This is a genomic window from Giesbergeria giesbergeri (assembly GCF_054779375.1).
In genome coordinates this window covers 840,205-853,921 of record NZ_BAAGYJ010000001.1, presented here as the reverse complement: position 1 = coordinate 853,921, position 13,717 = coordinate 840,205, and the positions used below count along the sequence as shown (strand labels likewise).

9 protein-coding genes are annotated in these 13,717 nt (G+C 59.4%); 5 read left to right on the top strand and 4 right to left on the bottom strand.

What is annotated here, in order from left to right:
- Positions 1–78: 78 nt before the first annotated feature.
- Entirely contained in the window at positions 79–2,145 is a 2,067-nt protein-coding gene (locus ACYVB2_RS03830) for an ATP-dependent helicase (protein ID WP_382428867.1), read from the bottom strand.
- A 214-nt stretch (positions 2,146–2,359) separates the two neighbouring features.
- Here ACYVB2_RS03830 and ACYVB2_RS03825 point away from each other — a divergent pair, with 214 nt between their 5' ends.
- Positions 2,360–2,677, top strand: a complete 318-nt coding sequence (locus tag ACYVB2_RS03825) for a hypothetical protein (protein ID WP_382428869.1) — start codon at positions 2,360–2,362, stop codon at positions 2,675–2,677.
- A 48-nt stretch (positions 2,678–2,725) separates the two neighbouring features.
- Here ACYVB2_RS03825 and ACYVB2_RS03820 read toward each other — a convergent pair whose 3' ends face one another.
- A complete protein-coding gene (locus ACYVB2_RS03820; RefSeq protein WP_382428871.1) occupies positions 2,726–3,595 on the bottom strand; it encodes a creatininase family protein in 870 nt (289 codons plus the stop codon).
- 92 nt (positions 3,596–3,687) lie between these two features.
- Here ACYVB2_RS03820 and ACYVB2_RS03815 point away from each other — a divergent pair, with 92 nt between their 5' ends.
- The 3 genes from ACYVB2_RS03815 to ACYVB2_RS03805 all read left to right on the top strand — a co-directional run bounded on the left by ACYVB2_RS03815 (position 3,688) and on the right by ACYVB2_RS03805 (position 7,366).
- Positions 3,688–5,913: a protein-disulfide reductase DsbD family protein gene (locus ACYVB2_RS03815; protein ID WP_382428873.1), complete on the top strand. Its 2,226-nt coding sequence runs from the start codon at positions 3,688–3,690 to the stop codon at positions 5,911–5,913.
- Between the two features lie 46 nt (positions 5,914–5,959).
- Positions 5,960–6,409, top strand: coding sequence for a CoA-binding protein (locus ACYVB2_RS03810; protein WP_382428875.1), 450 nt, complete (start codon positions 5,960–5,962; stop codon positions 6,407–6,409).
- Positions 6,410–6,517: 108 nt separating this feature from the next.
- Positions 6,518–7,366, top strand: a complete 849-nt coding sequence (locus tag ACYVB2_RS03805; protein ID WP_382428877.1) for a DUF2817 domain-containing protein — start codon at positions 6,518–6,520, stop codon at positions 7,364–7,366.
- A 22-nt stretch (positions 7,367–7,388) separates the two neighbouring features.
- On the opposite strand, the gene aas is transcribed toward ACYVB2_RS03805, so the two are convergent.
- Positions 7,389–9,527, bottom strand: a complete 2,139-nt coding sequence (gene aas, locus ACYVB2_RS03800; RefSeq protein ID WP_382428879.1) for a bifunctional acyl-ACP--phospholipid O-acyltransferase/long-chain-fatty-acid--ACP ligase — start codon at positions 9,525–9,527, stop codon at positions 7,389–7,391.
- Positions 9,528–9,598: 71 nt separating this feature from the next.
- On the opposite strand from aas, the gene hemE reads away from it, so the two are divergent.
- Positions 9,599–10,720 carry a uroporphyrinogen decarboxylase gene (hemE, locus tag ACYVB2_RS03795; protein ID WP_382428881.1) on the top strand — a complete coding sequence of 374 codons (1,122 nt, stop codon included), beginning with the start codon at positions 9,599–9,601 and terminating at the stop codon, positions 10,718–10,720.
- A 12-nt stretch (positions 10,721–10,732) separates the two neighbouring features.
- On the opposite strand, the gene ACYVB2_RS03790 is transcribed toward hemE, so the two are convergent.
- Positions 10,733–13,693 carry a bifunctional diguanylate cyclase/phosphodiesterase gene (locus ACYVB2_RS03790; RefSeq protein WP_382428883.1) on the bottom strand — a complete coding sequence of 987 codons (2,961 nt, stop codon included), beginning with the start codon at positions 13,691–13,693 and terminating at the stop codon, positions 10,733–10,735.
- Positions 13,694–13,717 lie beyond the last annotated feature (24 nt).

Genomic DNA, 13,717 nt, shown 5'->3' with positions numbered 1-13,717 from the left:
GCAGGATTGTCGTGCAGGTCGGTGCATTTCAGGCGTGGAATAAGCCGGGCAAAAGGGCATTTATACGCAAAAAGAAACTTACCGTGGTGGCGTGGTGGAGGCAGCTTTGGCTGCAAACTCAGCGCGCAAGGCCTTGAGTTTTTCGCGGTAGTCTTCTTGCACAGTGGCTTGGTCGAGCTTCATTTCTGCAATAAAGCGGCTGGGCTGTGCTTTGACCATCTCGCGCCCTTTTTTACGCTTTTTTGTCCAACCCACGGCCAAAGTGCGTTGGGCACGGGTAATGCCCACGTACATCAGGCGGCGCTCCTCTTGCAGGCGTTGCACGATGTCTGCGTCTGCATCGGGGTTGTTGCCGTGGTCGTCGTCGAGTTTGAAGGGCAGCATGCCCTCGGTGACTCCGGCCAAAATGACATGGGGCCACTCTAGCCCCTTGGAGGCATGCAGGGTTGAGAGCGTGACCATGTCTTGGTCTTTTTCGCGCTCCGAGATGGTGGAAAGCAGGGCGATGGTTTGCGCTACTTCGAGCAGGCTTTTGCTTTGTGTGGTGATGACATCGCCCACAGTCTCGTCAATTTGGCCGCCCGCACGCTGGGCCATCCAATCACAAAACTCCAGCACATTCGTCCAACGGGCAGCGGCGACTTTCTCGCTTTCTTCGCCATCGTAGAGGTGCTTTTCATAATCTATCTCTTGCAACCAGTCTTGCAAAAATGCGCGGGCCGCTTCGGCACCGTGGGTGTGGCGGGCGCGGTATTCCAACTCGTTGATGTAACGGCCAAACTCATGCAGCCCTTCCAAGGCCCGTTTGGCAATGGCGGCAGGCAACATGCTATTGAACAGTGCCTCGAACATGCTTTGCTTGTGTTGGGTGGCAAAGTGGCCTAGTTGGCCCAGTGTGGTGTGTCCAATACCGCGCTTGGGGCTGCTGATGGCGCGCAAAAAGGCTGGATCGTCATCCGAGTTGATCCACAACCGAAACCAAGCGCACAGGTCTTTGATTTCGGCACGGTCAAAAAAGCTGGTGCCGCCCGACACTTTGTACGGAATATTGGCTTTGCGCAGTGCCTTTTCAAACGGTTTGGCTTGGTGGTTGGCACGGTACAAAATGGCAAAGCTGCGCCAGTCTGGCGGTGGGTTGCTGGCGGCGCGTAGGCTTTGGATGCGCGCTACAGCGCGCTCGGCCTCGTGCTCTTCGCTGTCGGCACCTACTACGCGCACCGGTTCACCCTCGCCCAATTCCGAAAACAGTGTTTTGGGAAACAACTTAGGGTTGGGCTCAATCACATTGTTGGCAGCGCGCAAGATGGCGCTGGTCGAGCGGTAGTTTTGCTCTAGCTTGACCACTTTGAGGGTTGGAAAGTCTTGCGGCAGTTTTTTCAGGTTGTCTAGGGTGGCGCCGCGCCAGCCGTAGATGCTTTGGTCATCATCGCCCACAGCGGTAAAGTGACCACGCTCGCCTACCAAGAGCTTGAGCAGCTCGTACTGTGTGGCGTTGGTGTCTTGGTATTCGTCCACCAGCACATGGCCCAAAAGGGTTTGCCATTTGGCGCGTACCTCTGCAAAGTCACGCAGCAGTTTGAGCGGCAGACTGATCAGGTCGTCAAAATCCACGCTTTGGTAGGCGCTCAGGCGCTCTTCGTAGCGTGCCATCAGCACGGCGGTGCTGCGCTCTTGTTCATCTTGTGCTTGGGCCAAGGCCTGCGCGGCGTTCAGACCTTGGTTTTTCCAGCGGCTGATAGTCCATTGCCATTGCCGGGCGGTGGCGGCATCGGTGGTGCCCCCAGCGGCATCTTTGAGGATGCTGGTGACATCGTCGGTATCCAAAATGCTGAATTGGGGCTTGAGGCCCAGCATTTGGCCGTCTTCGCGCACCATGCGCACACCCAGCGCATGGAAGGTGCAAATCAGTACCTCTTTGGCGCGGCGGCCAATCAAACCTTGGGCGCGCTCGCGCATTTCGGCGGCGGCTTTGTTGGTAAAGGTGATAGCGGCGATGCGGCGCGGCTCTAGCCCGTGCTCAATCAGATGGGCAATTTTGTGTGTAATGACACGGGTTTTGCCCGAGCCAGCACCCGCCAGTACCAAACAGGGGCCGTGGGTGTAGTGGACAGCCTGAAGCTGAGCGAGGTTGAGACCGGCAGACATGGAAAGAAAAGGAGCGGGGCAGGCGGGAGCGCGCGCAATGATACCGAGGCCCATCTTGTGTGCTTTTTGCCACGGTGCAAAAAATCACTGTTACGTTACGTGACACCGGATTACATTGTCAGAGATTGCTTTTTATAGGCACTCGGTGCCTGTGGGGTAGTCGTTTTCTATCGCTTTACTATTAACTTACCGTCTTCTTTTCAGAAGTATTCTCATGAAAAAGACCATTGCACTGACCGCATCCGCCTTGTGGCTGGTTTTCAGCAGCAGCGCCTTTGCCGCCACCAGCTACAACCGCCCACCGGCCGATGACGCCCAGTACCGCCAGTGTCTGCGCTACGCGGCCAAACTGTATGAGGGCGGCGATGAGGCCAGCCCCGTCAAAGGCCAAACCAAGGCCCAAGCGTGGTGCACTTGTATGTGGAATGAAACCCCCGACGATTTTGGTGGCAACTTGGTCAAGTACTCTGAATCGTCCAAAGGCAAAGCCACCAACAAGCTGTGCGAAAAGCACGCTGACTGGAGCGAATAAGACGCTGCAACCCCGGTGCTGGGTCTGACCCAGCACTGGCAGGCGGCGTCAGTCCGCCAAAAAATGGGGCGTTGGTGCCAAAGTGCTCAAGGGCAGTTGGTGCAGTTCGTGCAGCAGTTGCGCCAGTGCTTGGGCAGCGCCCTGCACCACGGCACGTCCTTTGTCTGCACTAGCGGCTGCGGCATTGCCCACGGCGCCTGCTGGATGGTAGTCTTGTATGGCCCAGCCCAGTTTGGCGCTTTTGCCGTTGCCCAGCAAAGCATAGTGCTGGGAGCGTTCGTACGAGGTAGACGGAAAGTTTTGTGCCCGCTCCATGTGTACGGTTTCTGGTGCCAGATGCAGCATCATCGAGGTCTCAATCTCCCCCGCATGGATGCCAAAGCGGTGTTCGTGGGCGCTGAACTGTCCTGCCACGCTATCGGGCAGGGGCAAGCTGAACCAGCTTGCGCTGTACACCAGCAAATTGCACTGTTGGCGCAACTGCCGAGCCACGATGTCCATCACGCTCACTTGGCCCCCGTGGCCGTTGAGGAGCAGCAGTTTCCGAATGCCTGCACGGGCTACGCATTGACCTATCTCTGTCCAAAGCGTGATCAATGTGGTGGGTGACAGGGTCAGGGTGCCTGCAAAGGCGGTGTGCTCGGTGCTGAGGCCTATATTTTGCGGTGGCAGAAACAGCACGGGCAGATCGGCGGGCAGTTGTGCCAGTGCGGTGTCAATCACCCCTTGCAACAAAGTGGCATCCACCGATAGCGGTAAATGTGGCCCATGCTGCTCTATGGCTGCCACTGGTAGCACAGCGATGATCTCATCGGTAGCGCCCGAAGCCTGAAGTTCGGCAAAGTCATGGGTAGACAGCTCGGCCCAAAAACGTGAGGGCAAAGCAGGGGCAGGGGTGAAGGGGGCAGGGCGACTCATGGGGGGGATTGTCGGCCCTCCGCTACCATGCGGCTCCCCAGAGAGTCGTGCAGCCGGAACCAAAGCGGCCCATTCGGCTCCGACCTATCACCATGCTGCATCCATTTATTTTTCGCCTTTTCTCGGTTGTGTTGTGGCTGACGGCCAGTGTCTTTAGCACGGCGGCGCTGGCCCAGACAGGTTTGTTGGTTACTGGCAGCGTGGTCACTACGCCCCATGTGCGCGCTGAATTGGTGGCCCAAGCTCCACAAGGCATTGCGCCGGGCCAGCCGCTGTGGTTGGGGCTGCAACTTACGCACCAGCCCGACTGGCACAGCTACTGGAAGAACCCGGGCGATTCGGGGCTGCCTACCGAATTGCGCTGGGAGTTGCCTGCTGGGCTGGAGGTGGGCGAGGTGGTTTGGCCTGTGCCCCATCCTATTCCAGTGGGGGAGTTGGTCAACTACGGCTATGAGGGAGAGGTATTGCTGGCTGTGCCGGTGCAGGTGACGCCGCTGTTCCAGCCACCAGTATCGGGTGCAGGTGACATCACCGTACGGTTGCGGGCCAGTTGGTTGGTGTGTCGCGTGGAATGTATCCCCGAGGAAGGTCAGTTTACTTTGACGGTGCCAGTGCAGGGCTCTACCGCTTTGCACAGTGCCGCCTTTGCTCGGCAGTGGGCTACCCAGCCGGTTGCTTTGGAGGGTGAGGCCCGCGCTCAGGTGGATGGTGAGCACCTGCAAGTGCGTGTTGCGGGTTTGCCTGCCTCGGTCAGGGGGCAAAGGCTGTTGTTGTTGCCAGAGATGCCAGCCGTGTTACAGCACTTGGCACAAGCCGCACAGGGTTGGACGCAGGCTTGGGAGGGAGAGGTTTGGACAGCCCGCGTGCCTTTGTCTCCAGACCGGGGAGAAAACATCAGCAGTCTGCCCTTGCTTTTGGTGCCTGAGGGGCGCAGTCAGCACCGTGGTGCCTTGGCGGATGTGGCGGCTTGGCGCACCGTGGCCTCTGTGCAAGGCCAGTGGACTCCTGCCGCCCGTGCCGAGATTTCTCCCGCTTTGGCCGCAGTGCTGGCGGCCAAGCCAGCCGCGCCCGCATCGGCACCTGCTCAGGTGCCGGGGTCTTGGTGGTTGGCATTGCTTGGTGGGCTGGCCGGGGGCATGTTGCTCAATCTGATGCCCTGTGTGTTTCCCATTTTGGCTTTGAAACTGGTGGGTTTTGCCCGCCACGGCCATGCCTTGCGGGCGCAGCGGTGGGCCGGTGGTGCTTATGCTGCTGGTGTGGTGCTCTCGTTTTTGGCTTTGGGGGGCTTGTTGTTGGCACTGCGTGCTGCCGGGGAGCAACTGGGCTGGGGTTTTCAGTTGCAATCGCCTGCCGTGGTGGCCGGGTTGGCGGTGTTGTTTACCCTGATGGGGCTGAATTTGGCTGGGCTGTTTGAGTTTGGTCAGGTGCTGCCGTCTGGCTTGGCCAGTATGCAGGCGCGCCATCCGGTAGCCGATGCTTTTTTGTCGGGGGTCTTGGCCGTGGCCGTGGCATCGCCTTGCACCGCACCGTTTATGGGGGTGTCGCTGGGCTTGGCGGTGGCCTTGCCCACCGGGCAGGCACTGGCTGTGTTTGCAGCCTTGGGTGTAGGGATGGCTTTGCCTTATTTGCTGGCGACCTGGGTGCCAGGGGTCGTGCGTTGTCTGCCTGCTCCTGGTGTTTGGATGCAGACTTTCCGGCAGGCACTGGCCTTTCCGATGTTTGCCACGGTGGTGTGGTTGGTGTGGGTGTTGGGCCAACAAAGCGGCATGGATGGTGCGGGTGCGCTGCTGGCGTTGTTAGTGGCGCTGGCGGCGTTGGTGTGGTCGTCGACCTTGCAGGGGCGCACCCGCTGGTGGACAGTGGCCGTGCTGCTGTGGCTCAACGCTTGGCTGCTGGTAGTGATTGGGCCTTATGTGACCCAGCCAGCGCCTGTTTCTTCCAGTAGAGACAGCGCAGCCACCGTGGATGGCGTGCGCCAACCACAGTGGCAGCCTTGGTCTGCCCAGCGGGTGGCCGAATTGACGGCGGCCGGTCAGCCGGTGTTTGTGGACTTTACGGCTGCTTGGTGTGTGACCTGTCAATACAACAAGCGCACAACTTTGGCCGATGCCACGGTGCTTGCCGACTTTGCCGCACACAAGGTGGCGCTGTTACGCGCCGACTGGACGCTGCGTGATCCGGCCATTACCGCAGCACTGACCCAGTTGGGCCGTAATGGGGTGCCGGTGTATGTGCTTTACGCTCCAGGCCGTGCGCCCGTGGTGCTCACAGAAATCTTGAGCGTGCCAGAGGTGCGAACGGCATTGAGCGCACTGTGATGAAGCACCACGCTACCATTGTCGTATCAACCCTGTGAAGTTTCGCATGTCCAGCCCTGATCTGTTGTGCGCCGCTCTGGCGCAATGTCGCACCATTGCCGTAGTGGGCCTGTCCCCCAAGCCACACCGTGACAGCTACCACGTTGCGCAGTATTTGCAGCAACAGGGCTATCGCATCGTGCCGGTCAATCCGGTGGTGGCCGCCCAAGGCGACCAGATTCTGGGCGAGCCGTGTTATGCCAGCCTGAGCGATGCCGCCCAAGCACTGGCGGCACAACAGTTGCGCATAGACATGGTGGATGTGTTTCGCAACAGTGCCGATGTGCCGCCAATTGCCGAGGAGGCTATTGCTATTGGTGCCCGATGCCTGTGGTTGCAACGTGGTATTTGCCATGAGCAGGCCGCAGCCCATGCCCATGCGGCAGGTTTGCAGGTGGTACAAGACCGTTGCACTTTGGTGGAGCACCAGCGCCTGCATGCAGCAGGGCTGCTTTGATGCTGGTTGGCTATGAGTTTTTTGTCTTTGCGGCCTTGGGGACGGTCTGCTTTTCTATGGCGGGGACGTGCCTTGCGCGCGGCTGTGGCAGGTTTATGGGCTGTGGCCATGAGCGCACCTGTCTGGGCTGTTCCACCCAATCCGGCCAAAATTCCGGCAGCAGCCTCTGTGGCATCAGAATGTCAGGCGCTGGTGCGCCGTTTGCCCAATGTCACGCTGGCGCAGTGCCAGCAGGCCGGTCTGGTAGTGAGTGCGGCCCGCTCGGTGCAGGGGCGGCGCATCTTGGTGCGTGATGTGCCCGATGCGCAGGCGCAGTTGCGGGTGTTGGTCATTGGGGGCATTCATGGTGACGAGCCTTCGTCAGCTTCGGTGGCTTTGCACTGGCTTGCTTTAGCCCGTGATAAAGCCTTTGACCTGCCCCAGCCAGTGCATTGGCGATTTATTCCGGCACTCAACCCCGATGGCCTGCTGATGGAGCGGCCCCGGCGTACGAATGCCAATGGTGTGGATTTGAACCGCAATTTCCCCACGCCCGAATGGTTGCGCGATGCCCCCCACTATTGGGCGCAGCGCACCGGGAAAGATCCACGCCGCTGGCCGGGCAAAGCGCCATTGTCTGAGCCAGAAAGCAGCTATCTGCACGAGGAGATGCAACAGTTCAAGCCCAACCTGATCGTGAGTTTGCACGCACCGTATGGCGTACTGGATTTTGATGGCCCCATCACGCCACCCTCGCGTTTGGGGCGGCTCTATCTGGATCAAGTGGGCATTTATCCCGGCAGCTTGGGGCACTATGCGGGCGTACACAAGGGGATGCCTGTGGTGACGGTGGAGCTGTCCAGCGCCAGAACGACCCCACGCGAGGCGGAGATGCGCCAGATGTGGGTAGACCTGTTGCGCTGGATGAGTGAGCGGCTGATGGCACCGGCCAACCAGCAGGCGGTGAACAAGTCCTGAGCCTGCGTTTGGGGGGCAATCATCAGCCTGCCAACTGCGCTTGCAAGCTCACATAGTCGGTTTTGCCCGAGCCTAAGACCGGGATTTGGTCTACCACCCGGATATTGCGCGCTACGGCCAGTTCTGGCGCCCCCAAGGCTTGGGCAGCCGTCACCAGTTGTGCCCGGTTCAAGGCTGCATCTGTCGTCAGCAACAGCAAACTCTCGCCTTTGGCCGGATCGGCCTGTGCCAACACCGCATGGTGGTGCAGCGGCGAAGCCTTCACCGCCACCTGCTCGGCCACATCCAAAGACACCATTTCGCCCGCCACCTTGGCAAAACGCTTGATGCGGCCTTCGATGCGGACAAAGCCATCGCTGTCTATCGAGACAATATCGCCCGTCTCGTACCAACCGGGGCGGCCCAAGGCTTGGGGCACTTCGAGCAGGCCGGGGTTCTCGTAGCGCAGATAGCCTTTCATCACGTTTGGGCCTTGCACATAGAGTGCGCCACCTTGGGCAATGCCGGGCACGGGTTCCAAATGGTATTGGATACCCGGCAGCAACTTGCCTACGGTGCCGCTGCGCGCTGCCATCGGGGTGTTGACCGCCAGCACCGGCGCACATTCTGTGGTGCCATAACCGACCAAAATGCGCACGCCAAACTTATCAAACCACAAATCGCGCACGGCATCCGACAGCTTTTCGGCCCCCGCCACGACATAGCGCAGCCGGGCAAAGTCAAATGGGTGCGCCAGCTTGCCATAAGCGCCCAAGAAAGTGCTGGTGCCAAACAGCACCGTGGCATCGCGGTCGTACACCAGTTCGGGGATGATGCGGTAATGCAGCGGACTGGGGTAGAGAAACAGTTTGCAGCCTGCCAGCACCGGCAGCAAAGCGCCACAGGTGAGGCCAAACGAGTGGAACAACGGCAGTGCCAAAAAGAACTTGTCGCTGGGTTTGAAGTCGGCACTGGCACGCACTTGGGCAATGTTGGCCAGCAGCGAGTTGTGGCTATGCACTACCCCCTTGGGTTTGCCCTCAGAGCCCGAGGTAAACAAAATCACGGCAGCGGCATCGGGGTTGCCGGGGGCAATCAGCCGCTGTGGGGCCACCATGCGGGCGGCAATCCACAGTTTGTCCGACAGGCCCATGCGTTCTTTGAGGTCTTCTACATACAAAATTTGATAATGTGGCTCCAGCCCAGCGATTAGTTTTTCCAGCCCGCCCTTGGCAATGAATTGGCGGCTGCTGACAATGGTTTTGACCTGTGCGGCATGGCAAGCGGCTTGCACACCGCCCACCCCGGCACTGTAGTTGAGTAAGGCGGGTATGCGCTCAAACGCCGTCAGACCCAAAATAGCGGCCAGCGTGCCGGTGCTGTTGGGCAACAACACGCCCACGGCCTCGCCGGGGCGGCTGTGCGGTAGCAGCAGACGCGCCGCACCCAAAGCCATCTTGAGCAGGGTGTTGTACGACTCCTCTTGCAGCCGCACATCTTCCACCAGCATATAAGCACCGCCAAAACGGGCGCGGGCTTGCAACAGGGCAGAAAACAGCGTGGTGCGTTCGCGCGACTCTAGCGTCATGTGCTGCATCACGCGGTGCAAGTCTTCTCCCGCTTTGCGCCGCGCCTCACGCGCACTGCCCTCGGCACGGGCAATGGTGTGTGGCGGGTGGATGGTCAGGGTAATTTTGGGAAACCAGCGTGTCGGAAACAGCCCTTTGACATAGCTGAAGGGGGTATGCAGTGCCCCCTCAATGCTGACGGGTACCACGCTGGCTTGGCTGCGTGCCGCCACAAAGCCGGTGCCGGGGTAAGTCTTCATCAACGAACCCGTGACCGAAATGCGCCCCTCAGGAAAAATTACCACCGGCTCGCCCTCATTGACCCGCGCCACCACGGTTTTCATGGCCAGCGGGTTGGTGGGGTCTACCGTCAGGTGGCGTGCCAAGCGCAACACTGTGCGGAAAAATGGTTTGTTGGCAATGCCCGTATTCACCACAAAGGTGGCATCTACCGGCAAAAACAGCGCCAGCAGCACCCCATCGAGCAGCGATTGGTGGTTGGCGACGATCAGGGTTTTGTCCTGATGCAAATGCCCCGGATGGCCCTTGACCTCCACCCGGTAAAGAATTCGAAAAACACCTCGCAAGGCGGTGCGCAGCAGTGGTTTGAGCATGTAGCAGAACTCCGTTGTCTGGGTATGGATGGTAGGCGAGCTGGGCTGGGCAGCCTGCGACAATGGCGTGCATGAATCCATCCGCCTTCGCCCCCCTTGTCAACGACACCTTTTTGCGCGCCTGCCGCCGTCAGGCCACTGATTACACCCCGCTGTGGCTGATGCGCCAAGCGGGCCGCTACCTGCCCGAGTACAAAGCCACGCGCGCCAAGGCGGGCAGCTTTATGGGGCTGGCTATGAATGTGGATTACGCCACCGAGGTCACCTTGCAGCCGTTGGAGCGGTTTGCGTTGGATGCCGCCATTTTGTTCTCTGACATTCTTACTGTGCCCGATGCCATGGGCCTGGGCCTGAGCTTTGCCGAGGGCGAAGGCCCACGCTTTGCCAAAACCGTACGCACCGAGGCCGATGTGGCCGCCTTGGCGGTACCCGACATGGACAAACTGCGCTACGTGTTTGATGCCGTCACCAGCATCCGCACCGCCTTACAGGGCCGTGTGCCGCTGATTGGCTTTTCTGGTAGCCCTTGGACGCTGGCTTGCTACATGGTTGAGGGCAAAGGCTCGGACGACTACCGTTTGGTCAAAACACTGATGTATTCACGCCCAGACTTAATGCACCGCATTCTGGCTGTGAATGCCGACGCCGTGGCCCAGTACCTCAATGCGCAAATTGATGCCGGAGCCCAAGCGGTTATGGTGTTTGATAGCTGGGGTGGTGTGCTGGCCGATGGTGCGTTCCAAGAATTTAGCTTGGCCTACACGGCCCGTGTGTTGGCACAGCTCAAGCGCACCGGTGTGGATGGGCAAGATGTGCCGCGCATTGTGTTTACCAAGGGTGGCGGAATTTGGCTGCCTGAGATGAAGCCGCTCGATTGCGAAGTGCTGGGGCTGGACTGGACGGCCAACCTCGGCCAAGCGCGGGCCATTGTGGGTGGTGATGTGGGCGGCCCCGGCAAAGCCTTGCAAGGCAATATCGACCCCAATGTGCTGTTTGCACCCCCAGCGCAGATTGAGGCAGAGGTAGCCAAGGTATTGCGCAGTTTTGGGGCTCCGCACACCGACCGCAACAGCACCGGCCCGACCCATATTTTTAACTTGGGCCACGGCATCAGCCAATTCACGCCACCCGAGCATGTGGCGGCCTTGGTTGAGGCGGTACACCGCCAATCACGGGCCATGCGCCAAGGGTGATTTAGCAAGGCGTTAGGTCGGGGTGCAGGCTCTGGCCTGCGCCACAATGTGCGTCAGCCCCTCTTGCAGTAGCTGCGTGCATTGTGCGGTGGGCACTGGACGGCTGAGCAGGTAGCCCTGTGCTTGGTCGCAACCAGCATCGTGCAGAAAGGCCAGATGGGCGGCAGTTTCTACCCCTTCTGCAATCACTTCCAGTTGTAGGGTGTGGCCCAACTGGATAATGGCTTTGACGATCGAGGCACCATCGTTGTCGCTCAGCATGTCGCGCACAAAGGACTGGTCAATCTTGAGTTTGTCCACGGCCAATTGCTTCAGGTAGGCCAAGCTGGAGTAGCCAGTGCCAAAATCGTCAATCGATAGTTTCACTCCCAAATCTTTCAGGCCTTGCAAGGTCTTGATGGTCTCGCTCACGTCTTGCAACAGAATGGACTCTGTGAGCTCCAGCTCTAAGCGGTCGGGTGATAAACCAGAGGCAGCCAACGCACTGGAGACCAGCTCCAGCACATTGCCCCGCTTGAACTGCACTGCCGAGAAGTTCACTGCCATCAGCGGTACATCCAAACCCTGTTCTTGCCAGCGGCGGCCTTGGCGGCAGGCTTCGTGCAAGACCCATTCACCAATTTGAATGATGTGGCCGCTGCGTTCGGCCAGTGGAATGAATTTGCCCGGTGGCACCATGCCATCGGTAGGGTGTTGCCAGCGCACCAGTGCTTCCACCCCCACAATCTGACCACTGCGGATATCGATTTGTGGTTGGTAGTGCAACAGGAATTGTTGTTGGCGCACGGCTTCGGTCAGGGCGCCGGTCAGGCGCATCTGGTCTAACAGCCCGGCATTCATGTCTCGGGTGAAGAAGCGGTAGGTGCGGCGGCCCGCCTCTTTGGCGCTGTCCACGGCTGTGTGGGCACGGTTGAGCAGGGCATCAAATTCTTCCCCGTCATTGGGAAACAGGCTGATGCCGATGGAGCAAGAAATATTCAGGGTGTGGTCGCCAATTTGCAGGGGGTTGGTCAGTGCATCCCGAATGGCGTTGGCCAAGGTGGCCGCGGTGGCTGCATCGCAGGGGTCGCTGCGCAGAATGACGAACTCATCGCTGTTGAGGCGGCTGATGGTATCGGTGGTGTCTACACATTGCTGTAGGCGCTGCACCACCTCTACCAGTACCTGATCGCCCACGGCATAGCCCAAGCTGTCGCTGATTTGCTTGAACTGATCCAGATCCAAGTACAACAAGGCCATCTCGGTTTGGCCACTGCGGGCTGCCAGTGCCGCATGTTCAAAGCGATCGCGCAGCAGCAGACGGTTGGGCAGGTGAGTGAGCGGGTCGAAATGGGCCAAGAATTCGAGTTGCTCCTTGGCCGCCGTGTGTTCGGCGCGGGCGCGCAGGGTCACGATGCCAAAGGCCAAATCTGTGGCCAGCTCTTCGAGCAGTTGCACCTCTTCTGGGTCAAAAGCATTGGCTTCGGCCGCATAAATGTTGAGTGCGCCTAGCACTTGGGTATCGCAGATCAGTGGCAAGGCCACACTGGCTTGGTAGCCCCGTTGGAGCGCAGCCTGACGCCACGGAGTCATGGCGGGGTTGTTCAGCACATTTTGGTTGATGCTGGTCTTGCCCGTGCGGATAGCGGTGCCAGTGGGGCCTTGGCCGCGCTCGTTGTTGCCCCAAGAGATAGAGATGCTGTCCAGATAGCCTTGTTCAAAGCCGCATTGCGTGAGAGGGCGCACACTGCGCCCCTCATTGTGTTCGGCATAGCCTACCCAAGCCAACAGGTAACCACCCCGCTCTACACAGAGGCGGCAGATCTCGGCCAGCAGCCGGTGCTCATCGGTGGCATGTACCAGCGTCATGTTGCAGGCGCTGAGCAGGCGCAAGGCACGGTTGAGCTTGCGCTGTGCGGCTTCGCTGTGCTGTAGTTCACGGGTCATGTCTTGGGCCAGCGCATTGGCATGTGCGCGACTGGCAACCAGCAGCCAGACCACCAGCGCCAGCAACAGGCTGATGAGGCTGCCCGTCATGGCGATGGCATTGGCCTTTTCGCTATTGAGCCGTGTATCAAAACTGGGCAGAGAATGGATGCCGATAGTCCACGGATGACCAAACAGCACGATCTGGCGCACATGGCTAAAGGCGCTGGTGTCGTGGTGGGTACGGTGGGTCGAGGAGAACATGCGCTGCTCGGCTTGAACGGCATGTCCATCGTAGATTTCCAGATGCACCGTGTCGCCCACCTCACCAAAGTGTTCCCCCAGAATGCCTGCCATCAAATCGTTCATCCGAAACGGGGCATAGGCCCAGCCCACCAATTGAGCGCGGCGCTCGGCCACGGTGGCTTGGACGTTGAACGACTGGTATACCGGCACATACATGAGAAAACCGGCTTGTATGTCTTGTTCGGTCTCCTGCATCAGTTGTACCCGGCCCGAAATTTGCGCCTTGTCCTCATCGCGGGCGCGTTCCATGGCCGCACGGCGCACGGGGTCGGCGTACATGTCGTAACCGATGGCCCGCTGGTTGCGCCAGGTGGAGGGCTCTAGGTAAACAATGGACGAGTAGAACGGGCGCTGCCCAGTGGGGTGGATGTCGTAGTGGCTGCTGCCAGTGGCGCGCACTTGGGCGATGTGGGCCTCTTTTTGTGCAGCAGTTATCCATTGCGAAAAGCCTACCCCTTGGATACCGGGGTATTTGCCCTCAAATTTCAGGCTGCGCACGTAATGGTTAAATTCTTCTGGCGTCACATGCCCCGAGGCTGCAAAAAGCCCCGCAGTGCCTTCCAGAATCTGTTCGTAACGGTCTAACCGCAGGCGGATGTTTTGAATGATTTCTTCGCTGCGGTAATCAAACTCTTCTTTGAGCGATTGGCGTACCGATTGGCGCGTGGTGTCCTGAAGCATCCATGTCAGCGCAAGCCCCACCACCAACAAGAGTCCGGGCAACAGCAAAAATTGGCGGGAAAGGTGTTCGCGGCGCAGCATGAGCCCACTGTAGCAAAACCCTTG